Origin of the sequence: Microvirga terricola (genome assembly GCF_011777495.1) — a bacterium.
GTDB classification, from domain to species: Bacteria; Pseudomonadota; Alphaproteobacteria; order Rhizobiales; family Beijerinckiaceae; genus Microvirga; species Microvirga terricola.
The window spans coordinates 1-23,495 of record NZ_JAATJS010000003.1 but is presented as its reverse complement, the minus strand read 5'-3'; the positions used below and the strand labels follow the sequence as shown (position 1 = coordinate 23,495).

Annotated in this window: 14 protein-coding genes and 1 pseudogene; 9 read left to right on the top strand and 6 right to left on the bottom strand. The window is 63.9% G+C overall.

Annotated features, from left to right (window positions below; genetic code table 11):
• Nucleotides 1–53 precede the first annotated feature (53 nt).
• Nucleotides 54–1,628 carry an exodeoxyribonuclease VII large subunit gene (gene xseA / locus HB375_RS08435; protein ID WP_167672563.1) on the bottom strand — a complete coding sequence of 525 codons (1,575 nt, stop codon included), beginning with the start codon at nucleotides 1,626–1,628 and terminating at the stop codon, nucleotides 54–56.
• A 199-nt stretch (nucleotides 1,629–1,827) separates the two neighbouring features.
• Between xseA and HB375_RS08430 the strand changes: the two genes are divergently transcribed.
• Nucleotides 1,828–7,173 carry a cadherin domain-containing protein gene (locus HB375_RS08430; protein WP_167672562.1) on the top strand — a complete coding sequence of 1,782 codons (5,346 nt, stop codon included), beginning with the start codon at nucleotides 1,828–1,830 and terminating at the stop codon, nucleotides 7,171–7,173.
• Between the two features lie 134 nt (nucleotides 7,174–7,307).
• Nucleotides 7,308–8,585, top strand: a complete 1,278-nt coding sequence (purD, locus tag HB375_RS08425) for a phosphoribosylamine--glycine ligase (RefSeq protein WP_167672561.1) — start codon at nucleotides 7,308–7,310, stop codon at nucleotides 8,583–8,585.
• Nucleotides 8,586–8,608: 23 nt separating this feature from the next.
• On the opposite strand, the gene HB375_RS18370 is transcribed toward purD, so the two are convergent.
• On the bottom strand, nucleotides 8,609–10,594 hold the full coding sequence (locus tag HB375_RS18370; RefSeq protein WP_281409337.1) for a hypothetical protein: 1,986 nt from the start codon (nucleotides 10,592–10,594) through the stop codon (nucleotides 8,609–8,611).
• A 219-nt stretch (nucleotides 10,595–10,813) separates the two neighbouring features.
• On the opposite strand from HB375_RS18370, the gene HB375_RS08415 reads away from it, so the two are divergent.
• Nucleotides 10,814–11,605, top strand: coding sequence for a helix-turn-helix transcriptional regulator (locus tag HB375_RS08415; protein ID WP_167672560.1), 792 nt, complete (start codon nucleotides 10,814–10,816; stop codon nucleotides 11,603–11,605).
• Between the two features lie 50 nt (nucleotides 11,606–11,655).
• Nucleotides 11,656–11,874, top strand: a pseudogene (locus HB375_RS08410) (phosphoribosylglycinamide synthetase C domain-containing protein); the annotation flags it as partial.
• A gap of 22 nt (nucleotides 11,875–11,896) precedes the next feature.
• Here HB375_RS08410 and HB375_RS18365 read toward each other — a convergent pair.
• Nucleotides 11,897–13,387 carry a PD40 domain-containing protein gene (locus HB375_RS18365; RefSeq protein ID WP_167672559.1) on the bottom strand — a complete coding sequence of 497 codons (1,491 nt, stop codon included), beginning with the start codon at nucleotides 13,385–13,387 and terminating at the stop codon, nucleotides 11,897–11,899.
• A 553-nt stretch (nucleotides 13,388–13,940) separates the two neighbouring features.
• On the opposite strand from HB375_RS18365, the gene HB375_RS08400 reads away from it, so the two are divergent.
• Together HB375_RS08400 and HB375_RS18490 are read left to right on the top strand one after the other, a co-directional pair.
• The gene (locus HB375_RS08400) at nucleotides 13,941–14,624 is read left to right on the top strand and encodes an alpha/beta fold hydrolase (protein WP_343232378.1); all 684 of its coding nucleotides are present in this window, start codon (nucleotides 13,941–13,943) and stop codon (nucleotides 14,622–14,624) included.
• A 66-nt stretch (nucleotides 14,625–14,690) separates the two neighbouring features.
• Nucleotides 14,691–14,849, top strand: coding sequence for a hypothetical protein (locus tag HB375_RS18490; protein ID WP_343232377.1), 159 nt, complete (start codon nucleotides 14,691–14,693; stop codon nucleotides 14,847–14,849).
• A gap of 17 nt (nucleotides 14,850–14,866) precedes the next feature.
• Here HB375_RS18490 and HB375_RS08395 read toward each other — a convergent pair whose 3' ends face one another.
• Nucleotides 14,867–15,343, bottom strand: coding sequence for a nucleoside deaminase (locus tag HB375_RS08395; RefSeq protein WP_167672558.1), 477 nt, complete (start codon nucleotides 15,341–15,343; stop codon nucleotides 14,867–14,869).
• A 53-nt stretch (nucleotides 15,344–15,396) separates the two neighbouring features.
• Here HB375_RS08395 and HB375_RS08390 point away from each other — a divergent pair, with 53 nt between their 5' ends.
• Both HB375_RS08390 and rsmD read left to right on the top strand, forming a co-directional pair.
• Nucleotides 15,397–17,595: a pseudouridine synthase gene (locus HB375_RS08390; RefSeq protein ID WP_167672557.1), complete on the top strand. Its 2,199-nt coding sequence runs from the start codon at nucleotides 15,397–15,399 to the stop codon at nucleotides 17,593–17,595.
• A gap of 10 nt (nucleotides 17,596–17,605) precedes the next feature.
• Entirely contained in the window at nucleotides 17,606–18,163 is a 558-nt protein-coding gene (rsmD, locus tag HB375_RS08385; RefSeq protein WP_167672556.1) for a 16S rRNA (guanine(966)-N(2))-methyltransferase RsmD, read from the top strand.
• A 47-nt stretch (nucleotides 18,164–18,210) separates the two neighbouring features.
• Here the strand turns inward: rsmD and mutL are convergent, their stop codons facing one another.
• The gene (gene mutL / locus HB375_RS08380; protein WP_167672555.1) at nucleotides 18,211–20,049 is read right to left on the bottom strand and encodes a DNA mismatch repair endonuclease MutL; all 1,839 of its coding nucleotides are present in this window, start codon (nucleotides 20,047–20,049) and stop codon (nucleotides 18,211–18,213) included.
• Nucleotides 20,050–20,241: 192 nt separating this feature from the next.
• Nucleotides 20,242–21,561 (bottom strand): glucose-6-phosphate isomerase, encoded by a 1,320-nt coding sequence (locus HB375_RS08375; protein WP_167672554.1) that lies wholly within the window; start codon nucleotides 21,559–21,561, stop codon nucleotides 20,242–20,244.
• Nucleotides 21,562–21,860: 299 nt separating this feature from the next.
• Here HB375_RS08375 and HB375_RS08370 point away from each other — a divergent pair.
• A partial coding sequence (locus tag HB375_RS08370; protein WP_167672553.1) for a TolB-like translocation protein occupies nucleotides 21,861–23,495 on the top strand: 1,635 nt, incomplete at its 3' end.

Here is a 23,495-nt window from a genome sequence, read left to right as displayed (position 1 = left end):
GTCTGAAAAAGTGGGCCCTTTAGATATGAACGTCCGGCATGAGCTTTCAATGCTCAGAACAGAGCTCCCTGCCCTTCTCCCGTCGGAGTTTTAGGTTTGGCGGCCTTGGCGCGCACGCCGCCCTTGCCGCCGGTCGCATCGGCCTTGCCATCCGCGAATTCGAGCACGAGCGCCCGCCCCTCCGTGACATCGCTTGCCGAATGCAACGGTTGGCCCGATGCATCGCGCACGAGCGCGAAACCGCGCGCCAGCACGGATTTGTAGTTCAGACTGTCGAAGAGCTTCGACACCGCCTCCAACCGATCCGCCTTGCGCACGATCTGACGATGGAAAGCGGGTGCGAGCCGTTCCGCAAGACGATGCGTGACATCGTTCGCCTGCGCCAGACGGGTGCGCTCGGCGCGCAGCAGATTGTCCCGCGATACGACGAGACGCCGTTCGATCTGGCGCAGGTTCTCCCGGCGTAGAAGGAGCGAGCGAGTGACCGCGTGATGCGGGCGTTGCGCGACCGCATCGAGCCGCGCGCGCATCGCCGCAAGGCGCGCGGTGGGAGAGAAGCGCGCAAGTTGATCGGAGAGAGCGCGAAGCTGCGCCTCATGCACACGCGCATTGCGCGACAGCGCAGGGCCGAGCTTCGCGGCGGCGAGATCGAGCTTCTGGCGCTTTTGCGCCAACAGGGCATCCGGCGTCGGCAGCGCGCGCGCAGCAGAGCGCAGATCGGACCGGCGGCGGTCAACGACGCGCAGCATGGACTCGACATGGCGGCGCGCGAGATCGTTGATCGCCGTCATGAGTTCGACGCGCACCGGCACGACCATTTCAGCCGCGCCCGTTGGCGTCGGCGCGCGCATGTCGGCGGCGTGGTCGATTAAGGTCCAGTCCGTCTCGTGCCCCACCGCCGCGACGAGCGGAATGGCACTCTCGGCGGCGGCGCGCACCACGACTTCTTCGTTAAAGCCCCACAGATCTTCGATGGACCCGCCGCCACGCGCCACGATGAGCACGTCGGGACGCGGGATCGGGCCGCCGGGTTGGAGCGCATTGAAGCCGCGAATGGCGGCGGACACCTCGGCCGCACAGGTGTCGCCCTGCACCCGGACGGGCCAGACGAGGACATGGCGCGGGAAACGATCCTCCAGCCGATGCAGGATGTCGCGGATAACCGCGCCCGTCGGCGAGGTGACGACGCCGACGACGGATGGGAGATAAGGCAGGCGACGCTTGCGCGAGGCTTCAAAGAGCCCCTCCGCCAGAAGCTTGCGGCGGCGCTCCTCCAGAAGGGCCATCAGCGCGCCCGCGCCTGCGGGCTCCAAAGATTCGATGACGATCTGGTAGGTCGACTTGCCCGGGAACGTGGTGATGCGCCCCGTGGCAATGACCTCCATCCCCTCCTCGGGCTTGAAACGGAGGCGCGAGAAGGTGCCCTTCCAGATCACTGCATCGATGCGCGCATTCTGATCCTTCAGGCTGAAATAGGCGTGGCCGGACGAGTGCTGCCCCCTATAGCCCGAGATTTCGCCGCGCAGGCGCACATGGCCGAACGCGTCCTCGAGGGTTCGCTTGAGGGCGCCCGCGAGATCGGACACCGACCATTCGGGCGCATTGGAGGGGGGGTTGTCGTCGAACATCGCGCGACCCTAGTTCGCCCGCCCACCGCTGCCAAGGGTGACGTTGAGGCAGGCCCCTTCGGGGAAAGAACCCGGAGAGGTTTTGTTTACGAAAACCTTGCCCGCCAAGGATTTTCACGGCCTTAAGCTAGACTCATCAAAAGAGCATGTTATTACATAAACAAGTTTTCAGATAAAATGACACTGCGGGAGCACCGCCATGGCCAGCCCAATTGTGAAGATCGGCGACGAGACTCGCGTCAACGTGACCACAGCCGGAGACCAGATCGCCCCGCGCATCAAAGCGTTGGCCGATGGCGGATGGGTCGTGGTCTGGCAGTCCGCCAACCAGGACGGCGCCGGCTGGGGCATCTATCAGCAGCGCTACGACCAGGAAGGCAAAGCGGTCGGAACCGTCGACCAGCTCGTGAACGTCACCACCCCGAACGACCAGTGGCAGCCCTCTATCGCCGCGCTGTCGGACGGCGGATGGGTCGTGACCTGGTCATCCGGCTTTTCCTGGGACGGCGAAATCTACCAGCGGCGCTACGACAAGAACGGCAACCCGGTCGGCGGCGAGACTCGTGTCAACACGACGACCACTTACGACCAATCGGCCTCGAACGTGACGGCGCTCTCGGACGGCGGATGGGTCGTGACCTGGCAGTCGTACAAACAGGACGGCTCCGACAACGGCATCTATCAGCAACGTTACGATGCCTCCGGCAACGTTGCCGGCGGGGAGCGGCTCGTCAACACCCTCACGGACGGAAACCAGTATCGCGCCAGCGTCACTGCGCTCACCGACGGCGGATGGGTCGTGACGTGGGAATCCCACAACAGCAGTTTCAACACGCACCACATTTTCCAGCAGCGCTTCGACAAGTTCGGAACCGCCACCTCGCCCACGGCGGACATCACTGTCGAAGGCAACACGATGGACTACAAAATCATCTCCAGCGTCACCGGGCTGGCCGACGGCGGCTGGGTCGTCACCTGGACCTCGTATAACGACGGCGACATCCACCAGCAGCGTTTCGACAAGAACGGGAGCGCCCTGCTGGCGACTTCCGCGCGTGTCAACGTGTCGTCGACCGGCGCCCAGGAACCCTCCACCGTGACCGCTCTCGCTGATGGCGGATGGATCGTGGTCTGGGAGTCGCCCAGCCATGACGGTTCCGGCGACGGCATTTATTTCCAGCAGTTCGACAAGGACGGAAAGGCCGTCTTCGCAACGGATCAGCTCGTCAACGTCACCACCGCCGGCGACCAGCAGAACCCCAGCGTGACGGCGCTGCCGGGTGGCGGCTGGGTCATCACCTGGCAATCCGCCAATCAGGATGGTTCGGGATACGGCATCTATCATCGCTATTATCTCACCGACACCAACCGCGCGCCGACCGACATCACTCTCTCGCGAGACACGGTGGATGAGGGAACGACCGGCCTCATCGCGACCCTGACCGGCGTCGACCCGGATGCGGACGAGATCTTCACCTACGCACTCGCCGAGGATCTCAGCGGCAAGTTCGAAATCGTCGGCCGGGAGCTAAGGCTGAAGGACGGCGCGATCCTCGACTACGAAACGACGAAGTCCTACGCCATCAAGATCACGGTTACGGACCATGGCGGCCGTTCCTACACGAAGACTGTCACGATTCAGGTGACCGACGTCAACGAAAAGCCAACCAGCCTGAAGCTGTCGACCACCGAGGTGGATGAAGACGCGAGCGGTAAGATCGCAACGCTCAGCGCGACCGACCCGGATGCGGGCGAAACGTTCATCTATACACTGGTCGCCGACCCGAGCGGCAAGTTCGAGATCGTCGGCAATGAGCTCCGCTTGAAAGCTGGCGCGACGCTCGATTACGGCTCCGCCAAATCGCACCTCGTCACCATCCAGGTCACGGACCACGGCGGCCTGACCTATACGAAGACCTTTTCCATCGACGTGAATTACGTGGCGGGCAAGAACCACGCCCCGACGCATGTGACGCTGAACGGTGGCGCCGCCGCCTCGATCAACGAAAATTCCGATCATCATGCGTTCATCGGCATTCTCGACGCGACGGACCTCGATGGCGACGCCCTCACCTACTCCTTCGCTCCCGGCGGGGATGCGGGTGGTCTCTTCGTCATCGACAACACGACGAAGGAGATCAAGCTCGCGCCGGGCGCCGTGATCGACTACGAAGCGCTGCCGGCAGGCGCGAAGTATTACACGCTCTGGGTCATCGCTTCCGACGGACGCGGCGGCGTGACGGCGCCGCAAAAGATCGTCATCGGCGTCAATGACATGAACGAAGCGCCCGAGATGACGCTGGCCGGCACCGGAGCCGGCGGGTCTCTGATCGTCAATGAGAATGCGGATAATGGTACCATCGTCGGCACGCTCGATGCGGTCGACCCGGAAGGCGACGCGGTCACCTACACCCTCCTCGACAATGCTGGCGGGCGTTTCAAGATCGTCGGCAACAAGATCGTGGTCGCCAACGGCAATCTCCTCGACTTCGAAGCCATCAACGGCATGTCGCACGAGATCACCGTTCTGGTGAAAGATTCGAAGGGCGCCTATCAAGTCAAGACATTCACCGTCGACGTGAAGGACGTGAATGAAAGCCCGACCGGCCTCGCCCTCTCGCGAATCGAAGTGGCGCGGGATACGACCGGGCTGATCGCCTCGCTCACCGGGCAGGACCCGGATGCCGGCGAGACATTCACCTTTGCGTTGGCGGAAGATGCGAGCGGCAAGTTCGAGGTTATCGGTAACGAACTGCGTCTGAAGGGTGGGCAGAGCCTCGACGCGGGCGTGACATCCTACACGGTCAAGGTCACAGTCACGGATCACGGTGGCTTGTCGGTTACCAAAGCGGTGACGTTCACAGTCAAAGATGCCGTCAGCACGCCGGATAATCACGCCCCGACGAACGTGACACTCAACGGGGGAACCGCCGCTTCCATCAACGAAAACTCCGATCATCATGCATTCATCGGCATTCTTGATGCGACGGATCTCGACGGTGACGCCCTCACCTATTCTTTCGCGCCCGGCGGCGATGCGGGCGGGCTCTTTGTCATCGACAATACGACGAAGGAGATCAAGCTCGCGCCGGGCGCCGTGATCGACTACGAAGCGCTGCCGGCAGGCGCGAAGTATTACACGCTCTGGGTCATCGCCTCCGACGGACGCGGCGGCAAGAGCGCCCCGCAAGAGATCACCATCGGCGTCAACGACGTCAACGAAGCCCCCGAGATGACGCTGACCGGCACCGGAGCCGGCGGCGCGCTCGTCGTCAACGAGAATGCGGAGAACGGGACGCTCATTGGCACGCTCGCGGCCATCGACCCGGAAGGCGATGCGGTCTCCTACACCCTCCTCGACAATGCAGGCGGGCGTTTCAAGATCGTCGGCAACAAGATTGTCGTGGCCAACGGCGCTCTCATCGACTTCGAAACTATCAACGGCACGGCACACGAGATCACGGTTCTGGTGAAGGACGCCAAGGGCGCCTATCAGGTCAAGACCTTCGCCATCGACGTGAAGGATGTGAACGAGAAGCCGACCGATGTGCGCCTCTCGACCACCGCCGTCGACGAGGACGCGACCGGCGATCTCGCCACGCTCAGCGGCACTGACCCAGACGCGGGCGACACCTTCACCTATGCCCTCGCCTTCGATCCGAGCGGTAATTTCGAGATCGTCGACAACAAGCTGCGCCTGAAAGATGGCCAGAGCCTCGACTACGAGACAGCGAAGTCTCACACCATCAAGATCACGGTGACGGATCATGCCGGTCTGTCGGTCACCAAGACCGTCGCGATCGACATCAATGACGTGAATGAGAAGCCGACGGGCCTCGCCCTCTCGCGCACCGAGGTTATGCGGGATACGACGGGGCTGATCGCGTCGCTCACGGGGCAGGACCCGGACGCGCACGACGCCTTCACCTTCGCGCTGGCGGAAGATGCGAGCGGCAAGTTTGAGGTTATCGGTAACGAACTGCGTCTGAAGGGTGGGCAGAGCCTCGATGCCGGCGTGACATCCTACACCGTCAAGGTCACAGTCACGGATCATGGCGGCTTGTCGGTCACCAAAGCGGTGACGTTCGCGGTCAAGGATGTCGTCGGTACGCCGGGTAATCACGCTCCGACGAATGTGACGCTGAACGGCGCGACGACGATCTCGCTCGACGAGAACGCCGACCACAACACTTTCATCGGCACGCTCAATGCATTCGATCTCGATGGCGACGACGTAACCTATTCCTTCGCCGCGGGAGGCAACGCAGGTGGGCTCTTCGTCATCGACAACGAGACGAACCAGATCAAGCTCGCGCCCGGCGCCGTGATCGATTACGAAGCGATGGCCGAAGGAGCGAAGTTCTACACGCTCAAGGTCGTCGCCTCGGATGGCAAGGGCGGCGTCAGCGCCCCTCAAACCATCACCATCGTCATCAAGGATGTGAACGAAGCGCCGGCGATGAAACTTGCCGGCACCGGAACCGGCGGCGCGCTGCAGGTCGACGAACACGCGACCATCGAGACGCTCGTCGGCAACTTGAGTGCGGTCGACCCCGAGGGTGACGCGGTGAGCTATGTACTCATCAACAATGCCGAGGGTCGCTTCAAGATCGTCGGCAGCGCGCTTACCGGCTACAAGATCGTCGTCGCGAACGGCAGTCTTCTCGATTACGCGACCGGCGGATCGCACGACATCGCGATCATGGCGGTGGACGCGAAGGGCGCGATCCAGGTCCAAACCTTCACGATCACCGTCAACGACGTCAACGAGCCCCCGACGAACCGCCCGCCGTCGGACATCGCTCTGAGCGGGGCATCGGTGAGTGAACTTGCGGGAGCGGGAACCCCCGTCGGCGATCTTTCGGCGACGGACGATCCCGGCAGCACCTTTACCTTCAAGCTCCTGAACGATGCGGACGGTCGCTTCATGCTCGATGCGACGGGAACAAAGATCGTCGCCAACAAGGGCGTCAAGCTCGACTACGAGCAGGCTAAGACGCACGCGATTCAAATCGAGGTGAAAGACCAGGGCGGCGCAACCTTCACAAAGTGGTTCACCATCTCCGTCGGCGACGTCTCATCGGAGGGGACGGCCGGCAGTGCGGAGAGCGACAAGATCGTCGGCGGTGCCGGCAAGGACAGTATTGGCGGGGGAGCTGGTGACGACACGCTCTTCGGCGGCCTTGGCAACGACACGCTGACCGGTGGCATCGGCAAGGACGTGTTCGTGTTCGATACCAAGCCGAACAAGAAGACGAACTTCGACACGATCACCGACTTCAACGTGAAGGACGACAGCATCTATCTCGACGATGCGGTTTTCAAGAAGCTCGGCAAGGGCGCCATCCTGAAGCCTGGCAAGCTGAACAAGAACTTCTTCACCGTGGGTGACAAGGCGAAGGATAAGGACGACTACCTAATCTACAACAGCAAGACGGGCATTTTGTCTTACGACGCGGACGGCAGCGGGGCTGGCAAGGCGGTTGAGATCGCCCAGTTGAAGAAGGGTTTCAAGATGACCTACGCCGACTTCTTCGTGATCTGACAACGAGCCAGCTGACCGGTCCTGACCCGCCCATCGGGACCGGCCTCTCGCAGAATGTTGCGCGCGAAAGCCCTCGTGGGGGTAGGCGAAGGCCGCCTGAGCCGCTAAGAGCGCGGGAACACAGGAGGCGCGGCATGAACATTCTTCTCATCGGCTCTGGCGGACGCGAACATGCCTTGGCCTGGAGCCTTGCGGCGAGCCCCCTCTGCGAGCGCCTGTTCATTGCGCCCGGCAATCCCGGCACGGCGCAGCACGGCACGAACGTGCCCCTCGACGTCACCGACCATGCGGCGATCATCGCCTTCTGCCGCGCGGAAAAGATCGATTTCGTGATGGTCGGACCCGAGGCGCCGCTGGTCGCCGGCCTGGTAGACGACCTGAAATCCGCCGGGATCAAGGCCTTCGGGCCGAGCAAGGCCGCAGCCCAAGTTGAGGGCTCCAAGGCCTTCACGAAGGATCTGTGCGCCGAGTTCAACATCCCCACTGCCTCCTACCGCCGCTTCACGGATGCCGAGGCCGCCAAGGCCTATGTGCGCGAGCATGGCGCGCCCATCGTGGTGAAGGCGGATGGGTTGGCTGCCGGCAAGGGCGTGGTCGTCGCCACGACGCTTTTGGAAGCGGAAGCCGCCATCGACATGATGATCGGCGGCGGCCTCGGAGACGCCGGGGCCGAAGTGGTGATCGAAGCGTTTCTGGAAGGCGAGGAAGCGAGCTTCTTTGCCCTCTGCGACGGAACGACGGCGATCCCGCTCGGTACCGCGCAGGACCACAAGCGTGTCTTCGACGGTGACATGGGCCCGAACACCGGCGGCATGGGAGCCTACTCCCCCGCCGCCGTGCTGACGCCGGAGCTTCAGGCCCGCGTGATGCGCGAGATCATCGAGCCGACCCTGGCAGGCATGAGAAAGCGCGGCACGCCCTATACCGGCATTCTCTATGCGGGCCTGATGCTGACGGAAGGCGGGCCGCAGCTGATCGAATACAACGCGCGCTTCGGCGACCCGGAAACGCAGGTGCTGTTGCCGCGCCTCAAGTCAGATCTCGTCGTTGCGCTGCTTGCGGCGTGCGACGGCGTGCTGAACTCCATTTCCCTGCAATGGTCGAACGAGGCCGCGCTGACCGTCGTGATGGCGGCGAATGGCTATCCCGGCGCGGTTGAAAAGGGTTCGGAAATCCGCGGCATCGACAAGGCTGAGGCGTTGGAGAACGTGCTCGTCTTCCACGCGGGCACGAAACAGGACGGCGCAAAAATCCTCGCCAGTGGCGGGCGCGTTCTCAACATCACGGCGCTCGGCCGCACCATCGCGGAAGCACAGGCGCGCGCTTACGAGGCAGTCTCGAAGATCGACTGGCCGGAAGGTTTTTGCCGCGGTGACATCGGCTGGCGCGAGGTGGCGCGCGAGCGGGGCTGAAGCCACCGCTCGCACAATCCGTTTTAGATGACGAAGAAGTCGGCAGCGGTCATTGCAAGGCCCTTCTTTAAGATCGCGATCTCGACCGCCTTGCCTGCACCCGAGCCGTCGGCGTCGTAAGACAGCACGCCGGTCTTCTTGTTGTAGATCAGATAATCGTTCTTATCCTTAGCCGCGTCGCCCACGGTGAAGAACGCCCTGTTGAGTTTACCCGGTTTGGCCACGGTGCCCTTGCCGAGCTTCTTGAACACGGCATCGTCCAACCAGATCGTGTCGTCCTTCACGGAAAAGTCGGTGATCCTGTCGAAGTTGGTCTTTTTGTTCGGCTTGGCGTCGAACACGAAGATGTCTTTGCCCGTGCCGCCCGTCAGCACGTCGTTGCCGGCACCGCCCCAGAGCTGATCATTGCCGGCGAGTCCCTTGAGCGTGTCGTTGCCCCCAGCGCCTTTGAGAAGGTTGGCAAAGCCGTCGCCGGTGAGCGCATCCTTGCCGGAACCGCCCGTGAGCGTGTCCAGGAGGGCCGCGTCGCGAGCCATGCTGCCTGCGGCGAGATCGACCCGGTACGGAACGACCCAAGTCTGCGCGCCCTCTTTGACTGTCACGACGGCCGCCTTCAGGTCTGTCGTAGTATAGGTATGACGGAAAGCCGCGCTGCTGCCGGCCGGCGTCAAGGTATCGGCTGTACCATCGCCCCAGGCAACGCTGACCGAATAAGCCGAGCCGACGCTACAGTTCAGTTCAACAAAGCGCTTTTCGGCAACAGCCACCGCATGCTCCCTGAGCAGAGTATCCACGCGGAAAATGTCAGTCTCGCCGTTGGTGTCGCCGGCCACCAGATCGTCGGCAGTGCTCTCGAACACGACATAGCGCCCATCGGCGCTGATCTGAGCGTTGAGACTGAAACCGTTGGTTTGCACCCCGTCGCCGGTGGTGGAAATCCGGGTAATTGCCCCGGTCAGAAGATCCCTGCGGAAAATATCAGACGTGCCGTTGGTGTCGCCGGCAACCAGATTGGTGGCATCACTCTCGAACACGACATAGCGCCCATCGGCGCTGATCTGAGCATTGGCACTCGAAGCATTGGCTTGCGCCCCGTCGGCAGCGGTGGAGACCCGGGTGATCGCTCCCGTCAGCGTATCCTTACGGAAAATGTCAGACCTGCCGTTGGTGTCACCGGCAACCAGATTGTCGGCGTTACTCTCGAACACGACATAGCGCCCATCGGCGCTGACCTGAGCATCGTAACCCCGAGCATTGGCTTGCGCCCCGTCGCCGGCGGTGGAAACCCGGGTGATCACCCCGGTCAGAAGATCCTTGCGGAAAATGTCAGCCGTACTGTTGGTGTCGCCGGCAACCAGATTGTCGGCGTCACTCTCGAACACGACATAGCGCCCATCGGCGCTGACCTGAGCATTGGAACTCCAAGCATTGGCCTCCGCCCCGTCGCCGTCGGTGGAGACCCGGGTGATCGCGCCGGTCAGCACATCCTTGAGGAAAATGTCAGCCGTGCCGTTGGTGTCGCCGGCAACCAGATTGGTGGCATCACTCTCGAACACAACATAGCGTCCGTCGGCGGTGAACTGAGCATTGCCAGCCCAAGCATTGGCTTGCGCCCCGTCGCCGTCGGTGGAGACCCGGGTGATCGCCCCGGTCAGCAGATCCTTGCGGAAAATGTCACGCGCGCCGTTGGTGTCGCCGGCAACCAGATTGTCGGCATAACTCGTGAACACGACATAGCGCCCGTCGGCGCTGACCTGAGCACCATCACTCCAATTATTGGCTTGCGCCCCGTCGCCGTCGGTGGAGACCAGGGTGATCGCCCCTGTCAGCACATCCTTGAGGAAAATGTTGGCGTCCCTCGTGAACACGACAAAGCGCCCGTCGGCGCTAACCTGGGCGTTGGAACTGATACCAGTGGCTTGGGTCCCGTCGGCGTCAGTGGAGACCCGGGTGACAACATTGGTGATGTCAGAGCTGGTCGGGCGGCTGAAAGAGAGTGCTAAGCGCATGAGATTTCCAGTTCAGTCATCTGTGAGGCAGGCGAACTTGAGCAACTCGCGTCGCGCTGACGTCAATGATGCCAGCTTTTGCGTCGCTCGATGCCTGGAGATTGATTCATAGGCTTTTTTTCTGTAGTCGGGCATGGCGTGCTTGTCTTCCCTCAGGATTGGGGGAGGCGGTTGGTTTGCCCGCTTCCTCTATCCATGGCCTGCTTGCTGGAGCCCGCCATGACTGCTTCCCCCGCCCTCTCCGACCGGCAACCCCGCATTCACGCCCTATGGGATGCGCTGGCTGATTTCTCGTCCAGCCAGATAGTGGATGCGCGCCAATACCTGTTGCACGAGCTCAGTGCGCTGCTGGAGGCTGACAATGCCATGTGGTCCGGCGCCGTGCGGCTAGCCCAGCCGAATCTCAATGACCCGCTGGGAGGCTGGCGCATGCCGGTGATGACCTACCTGCATCCTCTGCCCAGCATCGACAGCACCATCCGCGACTACCAGCAAAGCTATGAAGACGGCCCGGACATGAAGTCCGTGCGCTTTCACGCGCAGGCGGGACGCTTCCGCGTCCTGCTCATGGCGGACCTGGTGGAGCCAGAATGGTTCGAGAGCGACTTCTACCGCCATATTTTTCGCAAAGGCATGAATGCGATCGACGTCATGTTCGTAGGCGCCCCGGTGAACGCAGACACCGAGGCCGGGCTGGCCTTCTTTCGCTCGGAAACGCGCTTCACCCGCGATGACTGCGCACTGGCGGAACAGGCGCTGCGCAGCCTGCGTTGGTTCTGGCGCAGGCTGCTGCTGGGCCACGGCCTGATGCTGGCCGGCGCCCCGCTGACGCCAGTCGAGCAGCAGGTCCTGCAACTGCTGCTGCAAGGCAAGAACAGCAAGCAGATCGCTGCCGACATGGAACACAGCCCCAACACCACCAACGAATACCTGCAACGCCTCTACCGCAAATTCGGCGTCAGCAGCCGCGCGGAATTGATGGCGCTGTGGCTGGGACAGACGAGGCCATGAGGCATGACTCCCTCTCGCTTGAAGCACACGAACAGAGACAGCGAGTGGAAGCTGACGATGGCACCGTCATGGTGGAAGGCTCGGGGCGAGGTCATGATGGCGACAAAATCCTCGCCAATGGCGGACGTGTTCTCAACATCACGGCACTAGGCCGCACCATCGCGGAAGCACAGGCGCGCGCTTACGAGGCAGTCTCGAAGATCGACTGGCCGGAAGGTTTTTGCCGCAGCGACATCGGCTGGCGCGAAGTGGCGCGCGAGCGGGGCTGAAGCCACCGCTCGCACGATCCGTTTAGATCACGAAGAAGTCCGCGGCGGTTATTGCAAGGCCCTTTTTTAAGATCGCGATCTCGACCGCCTTGCCTGCACCCGAGCCGTCGGCGTCGTAAGACAGCACGCCGGTCTTCTTGTTGTAGATCAGATAATCGTTCTTATCCTTAGCCGCGTCGCCCACGGTGAAGAACGCCTTGTTGAGCTTACCCGGTTTGGCCACGGTGCCCTTGCCGAGCTTCTTGAACACGGCATCGTCCAACCAGATCGTGTCGTCCTTCACGGAAAAGTCGGTGATCCTGTCGAAGTTGGTCTTTTTGTTCGGCTTGGTGTCGAACACGAAGATGTCTTTGCCCGTGCCGCCGGTCAGCACGTCGTTGCCGGCACCGCCCCAGAGCTGATCATTGCCGGCGAGTCCCTTGAGCGTGTCGTTGCCGGCAGCGCCTTTGAGGATATTGGCGAAAGCGTCGCCGGTGAGTGCATCCTTGCCGGAACCGCCCGTGAGCGTGTCCAGGAGGGCCGCGTCGCGAGTCATGCTGCCCGCGGCGAGATCGATCCTGTGCGGGACGATCCAGGTCTGCGCACCCTCTTTGACTGTCACAACGGCCGCCTTCAGGCCAGTCGCGGCAAAGCTATGCCAGAAAGGCGCGCTGCCGCCCGTCGGCGTCAAGGTATCGACAGTGCCGTCGCCCCAGGCGACGCTGACCGAAGAAGCCGAGCCGACGTTACAGTTCAATTCAACAAAGCGCTTTTCGGCGACAGCCACCGCATGGTCCTGAAGCAGAGTATCCACGCGGAAAATGTCAGACCTGACGTTGGTGTCGCCGGCCACCAGATTGCTGGCGTCACTCTCGAACACGACATAGCGCCCATCGGCGCTGACCTGAGCATCGTAACTCAAATCATTGGCTTGCGCCCCGTCGCCGGCGGTGGAGACCCGGGTGATCGCTCCGGTCAGCAGATCCTTGCGGAAAATGTCAGTCGTGCCGTTGGTGTCGCCGGCCACCAGATTGCTGGCGTCACTCTCGAACACGACATAGCGCCCGTCGGCGCTGATCTGGGCGAAGGAACTCCCAGCATTGCCTTCCGCCCCGTCGCCGGCGGTGGAGATCCGGGTGATCGCCCCGGTCAGCAGATCCTTGCGGAAAACGTCAGCCGCGCCGTTGGTGTCGTCGGCCACCAGATTGCCTGCCCTACTGTCGAACACGACATAGCGCCCATCGGCGCTGACATCAGCATTGTAACTCTGAGCATTGGCTTGCGCCCCGTCGCCGGCGGTGGAGACGCGGGTGATCACCCCCGTCAGCAGATCTTTGCGGAAAATATCAGACGTGCCGTTGGTATCGCCGTCAACCAGATTGCCGGCGTCACTCACGAACACGACATAGCGCCCGTCGGCGCTCACCTGGGCGATGAAACTGAAACCGTCGGCTTCCGCCCCGTCGGCTGCGGTGGAGACGCGGGTGACAATGTTTGTGCTAGCCGGGCGGCTGAAAGAGAGTGCTAGGCGCATGAGATTTCCAGTTCAGTCGGATGCGGGCCAAGTGGATCGCCGCTCCGCCATGTCACGACAAAGCGTCCGTCAGGCTTACGGAACTCGCCAGATCCTGTCGTGGCCAAGCGCGAACTGAAAATTGGCAAAGAAGGAACAGATCAAATAAAATCTGAGAGATATATTGCTTCAATTGATTGCTACATTATCACTCCGCAATGGCACTAGGGCGCTGCCCGTCCGTGAAGCTATGACAATTAAGTAAAGTGCCAGCAGGTCTAAGCTTAGTTAAACTGATAATTCTTTAAGCGTGTCAGCCTCGCAAAAGGGTCGCGGTCTAGCGCTTATCTACCTGTTTTGGGCGCGCTGTAAGAGCGTACGCCTCCCACAGTCAGATGGGCAGGTCATCGAGGGGACAAATGCGCGCACTCAACATGCGAGGGCCGCTGTTCGCCGCGGCCCTTTGTCTATCTGCTCTGCTTGTCTCTGGCGCGCCGCAGAGCAGAAGCAGGGCTGACGAACGATCCCCAGCCACTAGGTGAATGAAGACTGCCCTTCACCAGAGTGACACCCGATGAGCGACGATCTCTTTCCCGGTTTCGAATCCCACTGGATCGATACGGATATCGGGCGCATCTTTGCGCGCACGAAGGGAGACGGCCCTCCCCTCGCCTTGCTGCATGGATTTCCGCAAACGCATGTGATGTGGCACCGTCTCGCGCCCGAGCTTGCGCAGACGCACCGGGTCGTCTGCATGGACCTGCGCGGCTATGGCTGGTCCACTGCGCCGAGAAGCGATGCGGCGCACGAGACCTATTCCAAGCGCGCCATGGCGGATGACGTGGTCCGCGTCATGGGAGCGCTCGGCCATATCCGTTTCGCGGTGGCAGGCCACGATCGCGGTGCGCGCGTCGGCTATCGTCTTGCGCTCGATCAGCCGGGCCGCGTGGAGCGATTGTCGCTTCTCGACATCCTGCCCACCTTCCATGTTTGGGCGCAGATGAAAGCGGGCCTCATCCCCACCGCTCACTGGGGCTTTCTCTCGCAGGCCTTTCCGATTCCGGAGGAGGAGATCGGCCGCGATCCGGCAGCATATTTCGAGGGGCTGATGCGTTCCTGGTCGGCGGAGGGTGATCTTTCCGCCTTCGATCCGCGCGCCATGCGGGCCTATCGCGAGGGGTTCAACGAACCCTCGCGCATCCACGCCTTCTGCGAGGATTATCGCGCCGGCGCGACACGCGACATCGAGGCCGACTAGGCGGACCTCTCCGCGGACAAAACCATCCTTTGTCCGGTGCAGTTGATCTGGAGCGACTTCTATCTCGTGAGCGGCCCCCTCGGCCACGAGCAGCACCCGCTCGACGTCTGGCGGCAGAGCTTCGCGCCGAGCATCACCGGCCTCGGCGTCTCATCGGGACATTTCGTGGCGGAGGAGAACCCCGGCGCGACGCTGGAAGCGTTGCAGGAGTTTTTGCGGTCGTGAGGGCTAAGCCCCCTGCCCTAGCCCTCCCCAGCGTCGCGCTTGTCGGCGAAAAAGCCTCGCAACAAATCCGCTGCTTCGCTCTCGCGAATGCCGCCATAGACCTCCGGCGCATGGTGGCAGGTCGGCTGCTGGAAGAAGCGGACGCCGTTTTCCACCGCGCCGCCTTTCGGGTCGTAGGCCGCGAAATAGATCCGGCGAATGCGGGCGAACGAGATGGCCGCCGCGCACATGGTGCAGGGCTCGAGGGTCACATAGAGGTCGCAGCCGGTCAGCCGCTCGTCCTGAAGCGCCTCGCAGGCGCGGCGGATGGCGAGCATTTCGGCGTGTGCCGAGGGGTCGTTCAGCTCGCGGGGGCGGTTGCCGTCCATCGCGATAATCTGCCCGTCCTTGACGATGGCGGCCCCCACCGGCACCTCCCCGCGCGCCGCGGCGGCGCGGGCCGCGTCAAAGGCAGCCGCCATCGGATCGAACTTGCTGGAGCCGGTGTTGTCCATGGGGGTTATTGTGGGGCCTCGCTTCTGTTGCTTTCCTCTGCTATCAGGCCAACATGACCGACAGCAATAACGATGATCGTAAGGGCCGTTCTTCGGGACGCTCCGACCGAGGCCGCACTTCCAGTGACCGGCCCCCCTTCCGCAAATCCCGCGAGGATGGCGACCGCCCCTTCCGTGCGCGCGGCGGCGACGAGCGCCCGCATAAAGGCGGCGACAAGCCTTTTCGCCCGCGTGGCGAGGGCGGCGACAGGCCTTTCCGGAGCCGCGACGGTGACGAGCGGCCCCGCCGTCCTCGTGAAGGCGGTGACAAACCCTTCCGCCCCCGGCGCGAGGAGGGCGATAAGCCCTTCCGCCCGCGTGGCGAGGGCGGCGACAGGCCCTTCCGTAGCCGCGACGGTGACGAGCGGCCCCGCCGTCCCCGTGAAAGCGGTGACAAACCCTTCCGCCCCCGGCGTGAAGAGGGCGACCGTCCTTTCCGCGCCAAGCGCGAGGACGGTGACCGTCCCTTCCGTGGCCGTGGCGGCGACGACCGTCCGCGCCGCTTCGAGCGCGCGGGTGAGGATCGCCCGCACCGCGCCCGCAGCGAGCGCCCCGCCGTTCAGGCTGAGCCGCAGGAGCCCGCCGAGGACCGGATCGCCAAGGTGATCGCCCGCGCGGGCATCGCCTCCCGCCGCGATGCGGAGGCGATGATCGCGGAAGGTCGCGTGACGCTGAACGGCAAGGTGCTGGAATCCCCCGCCGTGAACGTCACCGCCGCCGACACAATCACGGTGGATGGCGAGCCTCTGCCGGCGAAGGAGCGTACGCGCCTGTGGATGTTCCACAAGCCGCGCGGCCTCGTGACCACGGCGCGCGACCCGGAGGGCCGCCCGACCGTGTTCGACAACCTGCCCGAAGAGCTGCCCCGCGTGGTGGCGGTCGGCCGGCTCGACATCAACACCGAGGGCCTGCTGCTTCTCACCAATGACGGTGGCTTGGCGCGCGTCATCGCCCATCCCGATACCGGCTGGCTGCGTCGCTACAAGGTCCGCGCCCATGGTGACGTGACGCAGGCCGACCTCGATAAGCTTCGCGACGGCGTCACGGTCGATGACATGGAATACGGCCCCGTCGAGGCCCGCCTCGACCGGGTGCAGGGCGACAATGTGTGGATCACGCTCGGCCTGCGCGAGGGCAAGAACCGCGAGGTCAAGCGCATCCTCGAGCATCTCGGCCTGCAGGTGAACCGCCTGATCCGCCTCTCCTTCGGCCCGTTCCAGCTCGGCGACGTCGAGCCTGGCATGGTCGAGGAGGTGCGCACCAAGATCCTGCGCGACCAGCTCGGCGCAGCGCTGGCAGCTGAGGCCGGGGTCGATTTCGAAAGCCCGGTGCGCGAGCCCATCGCCCCCTTCGGCTCGCCGAAAAAGCTTGAGCGCGAAGAGCGCCCGCACCGCGGTGAGCGTCCGTCACGCTTCGCGCGCGACGAGGATCGTCCGCGTCGCGGTCGGGACGAAGGGCGAAAGCCCTTCCGCGCCCGTGACGACGAGCGCCGTGGCCGTGACGAGGAGGAACCGCGCAAGCGTCCCTCGCCCCTCGACGTCAAGACCAGCGTCTGGCGCGCTGGCGAAGAGGAAGCTCCCGCCCGCAAGAAGGCGCCTCGGCGCGACGTCGACCCGCGCGAGGCCCGCACGGCAGCAGGCGCGCGTCCTCATCAGCGCGTCGGCGCCATTGCCTCGAGCGAAGGCCGCAAGGTTCTGGTGGAGCGCGTGGTCAGCGAGCCGAAGGACGAGGCGCCCGTGCGCAAGCCCCGTCGTGGCGCGCCCGCCGGTGAGGATCGTCCGCGTCGTCACGCGGAGCGTCCCGCACGCGCCCCTCGCGAAGGCGGCTTCGAGCGCCCGCGCCGCGACGACGACCGTCCGCGCCGTCCGGCTGGCGACAAGCTGTTCCGGGCGCGCAGCGATGAAGGAGAGCGTCCCCGCAGGCCGCAGGGCGACCGTCCGTTCGGGGCTCGTAGCGATGAGGGCGACCGCCCGCGCCGTCCGCGTCCCGAAGGAGATCGCCCCTTCCGCAGCCGGGATGGTGACAAGCCGTTCCGCGCCGGTGGCGATGACCGCCCGCGCCGCGGTCCGCCCCGGGGCGATGGCCCATCGCGCGGCGGTCCGAAAGGCCGTCCGGCAGGAGGCTTCAAGGGTGGCGGCTTCAAAAGCGGCGGTCCCAAGGGTGGTGGCTTCAAGGGTGGCCCGAAAGGCGGCCCGCGCGGACGCCGTCCGTGAGGCGTGAGCCATGAGGATCGTCGGCGGACGCTGGCGCGGCCGCTCGCTCGCAGGACCGAAGTCGGACGGCATCCGTCCGACCTCCGACCGCCTGCGCGAGACGCTCTTCAACATTCTCGCGCACGGTTATGACGACCCCATCGAGGGAGCGCGCGTGCTCGACCTTTTCGCGGGCACCGGCGCGATGGGGCTCGAAGCCCTCTCGCGCGGCGCCGCCTTCGCACTCTTCGTCGATGACGGCGCTCAGGCGCGCGGCCTGATCCGCGAGAACGTGGAAGCGTTGGGTGCAGGCGGTGCAACGCGCCTCTTCCGCCGCGACGCCACTCGCATGGGGGCCGCCGCGCCGAACGCGCCCTTCTCCGTCGTCTTCTGCGACCCGCCCTACGGCAAGGACCTCGCGCCGCAAGCGCTCCGCTCCTGCGCGGAAGGCGGCTGGCTTCTCCCCGACGCCCTCGTGATCGTCGAGGAAGCGCAAGGCGCGGCTCTCACGCTACCCGAAGGCTTCGAGGAGTTGGACCGGCGCGACTACGGCGAGACGCAAGTGGTGTTCGGCCGCTATAGCGGTTGACGAGTCGTATGAGCGTACGGCGCTTGAACCGTGCGATCAGCAGCGCTTCACCGCCGCCCGAACAGCCGCTCAATATCGCTGAGCTTCAATTCCACGTAAGTGGGTCTGCCGTGGTTGCATTGGCCGGAAAGCGGCGTCGCTTCCATTTCGCGCAGGAGTGCGTTCATCTCTTCCGGCTTCATGCGTCTCCCTGCGCGCACCGAGCCGTGGCAGGACATGCGCGAAAGCACGGCGTCGAGACGCTCCTCCAGCGGGCCCGCCGCGCCCTGCCCCCATTCGGCGAGCGCATCGGCGACATCCTGCACCAGCGCCTTGATGCGCCCGCCCGCGAGCGCGGACGGGACTTCGCGCACCAGAAGCGCACCGGAGCCGAAGCTTTCGAGCACGAGGCCGAGGCTTTCGAGCGTTGCTGCTTCCGCCATCACGCGGTCCGCGTCTACCGGATCGAGATCGACCACTTCCGGAATCAGCAGCAATTGCCGCGCGATGCCTGAAGCCGCGCGTTCGCGCTTGAGGCGTTCATAGACGAGACGTTCATGGGCCGCGTGCTGATCGACGATGACGATGCCGTCCTTCGTCTGCGCGACGATATACGTGCCGTGCACCTGCGCGCGCGCCGCGCCGAGGGGTGCGTCGTCCTCAACCGCATCGTGCTCATGCAGGCTGGCGCGGCTGTCGGCGGAGGGGGCGGCAAGATCGGGCAGGCTCGTTTGCATCTCCGACAGGCCGGGCGCGCGCGATGTTTGATCGAGCGGCGCCTGCCAGCCTGAGAATGCACTCGCATGGCGGAAGGACGGCGCGCGATGCGCCACCGAGACGGGGCGCGCCGGAATGCTCTGCGGGCGTAGACTCTCCAGCGTCCGCGCGCCGCCGGTCGAAGCAGAGCGGAAGCCGAAGCGCGTGATCGCTTCCTTCAACGCCGCCACCAGAAAGCCGCGCACAAAGGCGGGATCGCGGAAGCGCACTTCGGTCTTGGCAGGATGCACGTTCACGTCCACCGAGCGCGGATCGATGTCGATCATCAAGGCGAGCACCGGATGACGGTCGGAGGACATCACATCGGCATACGCGCCGCGCACCGCGCCGAGCAGAAGCTTGTCGCGCACAGGCCGTCCGTTGACGACGAAATGGATCTGCGTGGAGGTGCCGCGATGATAGGTCGGCAGGCTGGCAAAACCCGACAGATGCACGCCCTCGCGCGCAACGTCGAGCGCCATGGCGTTCTCATTGAAATCGCTGCCGAGCACGCGCGACAGGCGCCGCAAGAAACCGTGCTCGCCCGCAGGCTCCGGCGCATAGGTGAGGGAGGTGATGTGCTCGCCCGAGAGCGTGAAGCGGATCGTCGGATGTGCGATAGCGAGGCGCTTGACGATTTCGGTGACGGCCTGCGCTTCGGAACGGTCGCTTTTGAGAAACTTCAAACGTGCGGGCGTGGCGGCGAAAAGATCCGTCACCTCGATCCGCGTGCCCTTGGGCGCGGAAGCGGGTTTGACCGCGCCCTTCACACCCGCTTCGACGATGATCGACGAACCTGTTTCCGCGTCTTGCGCGCGCGTCGTGATGGCAAGGCGCGCCACCGCGCCGATGGAGGGCAGCGCCTCGCCGCGAAAGCCCAGCGTGTTGATCGCGAAAAGATCGCCGTCGGGGATCTTCGACGTGGCGTGCCGCTCGACCGCGAGTTCGAGATCTTCCGGCGTCATGCCGCAACCATCGTCCACAATGCGGATCAGGCGGCGGCCACCGGCCTCGACGGTGATCTCGATGGAGGTCGCGCCCGCGTCGATGGCGTTCTCGACAAGCTCCTTCACCGCCGCCGCCGGACGCTCCACGACCTCGCCCGCTGCGATGCGGTCAACGAGGATGGGATCGAGACGGCGAACGGTCATGTGGGCTTTCGGATGTGTCAGGATTCGAGACAACAAAGATAGAGAGTGCCGCGCGAGGTTGCCAGCCGGTACGCCTTGTGTCCACCGTCGAGACGCCCCTTTGTCATGGCCGGGCTCGTCCCGGCCATCTCGATTAAGAAAAGCGCCACACGTGGCGGGATCACCGGGACAAGCCCAGTGATGACAACGAACTTACTTCGCCTGCGCGAGGTATTGCTTCGCCAGGATCTTGCCCTCCTCCACCGCGGGCTGGTCGAAGGGATCGACGCCGAGCGCGTAGCCGGTCAAAATCGTTTCCAGCATGAAATGCATCAGAAGCTCGCCGATGGCGTGCTCGTCGAGCTTTTCGATGTGGATGCGGCGCGTGGGGCGGCCGTTCTTGGCGAGGGTGTCGGCCGTGGCGCGGCCTTGCGCCGCCACGAGATCGCCGATGCGCTTGTTCGCAAAGCCCGGCTCGCCCGCGCGTTGCGCGAGCTTTTCATCGATGAGCGGCCCTTGCCCTGCGACGCCGGTGGTAAGAATGGTGAACAGCTTGTCGTTGGGACCAGCAAGATAAAGCTGCAACTGGCTGTGCTGATCCACCGGGCCGATGGCGGCGACGGGCTGGGAGCCCTTGCCGTCCTTACCCACGCTCTCGGCCCAAAGCTGCACCCACCAACGGGTGAAGCGTTCCAGCCGGTCGGCATAGGCCATCGTGACGGCGATGTTCTTGCCCTCCATCGCCATCGCGACGTTGAGCGCCGCGCCGACCGCCGCAGGCGCGTTCTTGGCAGCAAGCCCCTCGCGGAACGGCGCATAGGCCGTGGCCGCGCCGTTGCGGATGGCGGAAATGTCGAGCCCCATCACGGCGGCGGGCAAGAGGCCCACATTGGTGAGAACCGAATAGCGCCCGCCGATGCCGGTGTGATGTTCGAGGAAACGCACGCCCTCCGGCTCGAGCAGGTCGCGCAACGCATTTTTGCCGCCCGGCTTGCGGGGTTCGGACAGGCCGAGAAAAACGTCATTCGGATGCGAGCGCAGCCCCGCCCGGTCGAGCGCCGAGAGCACTGCGATGGCCTGCATCAGGGTTTCGCCTGTGCCGCCGGATTTCGAGATCGCCACGAAACGGGTCGAGGAGAGCGGCAGCTTGTGTAGGGCATGGTCGAAGGTGATGGGGTCGAGATTATCGAGGAAATGCACGCGCGGCCCATCGGCAAAGCGGCCAGCGCCCGGCACCGCATAATCCTTCAGCTGCGCCAGGGTCTGCCCGCCGAGGCTCGACCCGCCGGTGCCGAGGAAGACCACGTCCGTCGCATCGCGCCGCAGCCAAGCCGCCGCCTCGCGGATGCTGGCAAGGTCCTCGGAGGTCTGGGGCATGTGCAGCAGCGGCAGGCGGCCGGTGGCATCGTCCTCGGCCAACCGCTTCATGGCTCGCCCGACCACGGTCAGCGCCGCGTCCAGCGCCGTCTGCGGCAAGCCGCCTCCACCGATATTGGACGCAAGGGCCAGATCGATCGATTGCTGCAGGGGCATAGACACACTCTCCGAGTCGAAAACGGGGGAGCGTGACAATAGGACAGAGAGGTGCCGGAGGCTAGGATGGGAAAACACGCCCCCTGCTCTCCTCGAAAGCACCTCGACCAGCTCTTCGACGATCCAAACGAGAGCACTCTCCCTTACGGCGTCGACAGCTCGGGCTCGGGCAAGCCATCGCCTTCGCCGCCACCGGCCTCAAGCACGCGATCACCGCCGCAGATTTCATAGCGATCTAGCTATCGATACGTAATACCGTATAATAAACAACAGCCCCTTCACTTCAGAAGCACGCCGCCATGCCCCTCACCCTGACCCTGCAATCCTTCTCCCGCCCGACCTCTACCTCCGTCATCTCCCGCGTCTCGACCGCTGCGGATGGCACAGAGGGCGATAACAATAGTTCTTCCCCTGTCTTTAGCCCTGATGGCCGTTACGTCATTTTCGAAAGCGACGCGACGAATCTCGTGGCCGGCATGACCGGAACCGGTGGCCTTTTCCGCAAAGACCTGCGGACAGGCGCCATCGACGCCCTGTCCACCACAGTGGACGGAGAGCAGGCCAACGGTGGGAGCTTTGGCGCCGCGATGAGCGCCGATGGGCGCTATGTGATATTTGGAAGCACCGCCACCAACCTGGTGCCTGGCGACACCAACGGCAAGCACGACGTTTTCTGGAAAGACCTCAAAACGGGCATCGTCGCTCTCGTGTCGACGACCGCCAATGGTGCGCAAGGCGATGGCAATAGCTCCGACCCCGTGTTCAGCCCCGATGGGCGCTATGTGATCTTCGAGAGCGGGGCCGCCAACCTGGTGCCTGGCGACACCAATAATAACTACGATATCTTCCGCAAGGACATGTTGACCGGGGAAGTCGTCCGCCTCTCCACCGGAAGTGGGGCTGTTCAAGCCAATGGCTCTAGCTACGAGGCACAACTCAGCGCCGATGGACGCTTCATGGTCTTTACAAGTTCAGCCAGCAATCTGGCCCGTGGCGACACCAACGGGACGTACGATATCTTCTACAAGGACCTGACCACCGGCGCCGTCACCTGCCTCTCCACTACCCCCGACGGAACTCCTGGCAATGCCCGGAGCGGCGATGCCGCCCTGAGCGCTAACGGGCGCTATGTGGTGTTCGTCAGCCGTGCCAGCAATCTGGTCGAGAATGATGGAAACAATGCCTACGATATCTTCCGCAAGGATCTGGTGACGGGAGAAATCGTGCTCGTGTCCAGCGCGGCCAACGGAGTTCAAGGCAATTCTGACAGCTCCACCGCCAAGATCAGCGCCGATGGGCGGTATGTCGTCTTCGAGAGCGACGCCAGCAACTTGGTCCCCGGCGACACCAACACTCACACCGACATTTTCCGCAAGGATCTCGTCACGGGCGAGATCGTCCGTATCTCGGCCGCAGCCGACGGAACCGAAAGCAAATACCATAGTTACGAAGCCCAAATCAGTCCCGACGGCCGCTATGTGCTGTTCCGTAATTACGCCGACAACCTGGTGCCGGGCGACACCAATGACTCTGACGACGTCTTCCTCGTTGATACCAACTATATCGCCCAGGGCGCGGCCATCGCGGCCGGGCGTTATGTCGAGGCGCGTTTCGGCGTCGGCGCCGCTTCAAGCGTGAGCGTCGCGTGGGGCGATGGGGCGGTCGACACGCTCACGCCCGCAGGTGGCCTCGCCAGTTTCGGCCATGCCTATGCCACCAGCACGGGCCTCAAGGCGGCGCTCGCCACCGTCAAGGAGAACGGCCAGTCTTGGACCGTGCCTTATCTGGTCAATGTCGCCGCCGGAACCATGACCCGCGACACCGCCGCCGTCGCCACCCTGACCGGCGGAACCGCCAATGACATTCTGACCGGCGATGCTTTCGCCAACAGGATCTATGGCGGATTGGGCAAGGACACGCTGAGCGGCGGCGCC

Excerpts from the sequence above, each read along its gene's own strand:
- xseA (WP_167672563.1), bottom strand. The coding sequence starts at position 1,628 with ATGTTCGACGACAACCCCCCCTCCAATGCGCCCGAATGGTCGGTGTCC.
- HB375_RS08430 (WP_167672562.1), top strand. The coding sequence starts at position 1,828 with ATGGCCAGCCCAATTGTGAAGATCGGCGACGAGACTCGCGTCAACGTG.
- purD (WP_167672561.1), top strand. The coding sequence starts at position 7,308 with ATGAACATTCTTCTCATCGGCTCTGGCGGACGCGAACATGCCTTGGCC.
- HB375_RS18370 (WP_281409337.1), bottom strand. The coding sequence starts at position 10,594 with ATGCGCTTAGCACTCTCTTTCAGCCGCCCGACCAGCTCTGACATCACC.
- HB375_RS08415 (WP_167672560.1), top strand. The coding sequence starts at position 10,814 with ATGACTGCTTCCCCCGCCCTCTCCGACCGGCAACCCCGCATTCACGCC.
- HB375_RS18365 (WP_167672559.1), bottom strand. The coding sequence starts at position 13,387 with ATGCGCCTAGCACTCTCTTTCAGCCGCCCGGCTAGCACAAACATTGTC.
- HB375_RS08400 (WP_343232378.1), top strand. The coding sequence starts at position 13,941 with ATGAGCGACGATCTCTTTCCCGGTTTCGAATCCCACTGGATCGATACG.
- HB375_RS08395 (WP_167672558.1), bottom strand. The coding sequence starts at position 15,343 with ATGGACAACACCGGCTCCAGCAAGTTCGATCCGATGGCGGCTGCCTTT.
- HB375_RS08390 (WP_167672557.1), top strand. The coding sequence starts at position 15,397 with ATGACCGACAGCAATAACGATGATCGTAAGGGCCGTTCTTCGGGACGC.
- rsmD (WP_167672556.1), top strand. The coding sequence starts at position 17,606 with ATGAGGATCGTCGGCGGACGCTGGCGCGGCCGCTCGCTCGCAGGACCG.
- mutL (WP_167672555.1), bottom strand. The coding sequence starts at position 20,049 with ATGACCGTTCGCCGTCTCGATCCCATCCTCGTTGACCGCATCGCAGCG.
- HB375_RS08375 (WP_167672554.1), bottom strand. The coding sequence starts at position 21,561 with ATGCCCCTGCAGCAATCGATCGATCTGGCCCTTGCGTCCAATATCGGT.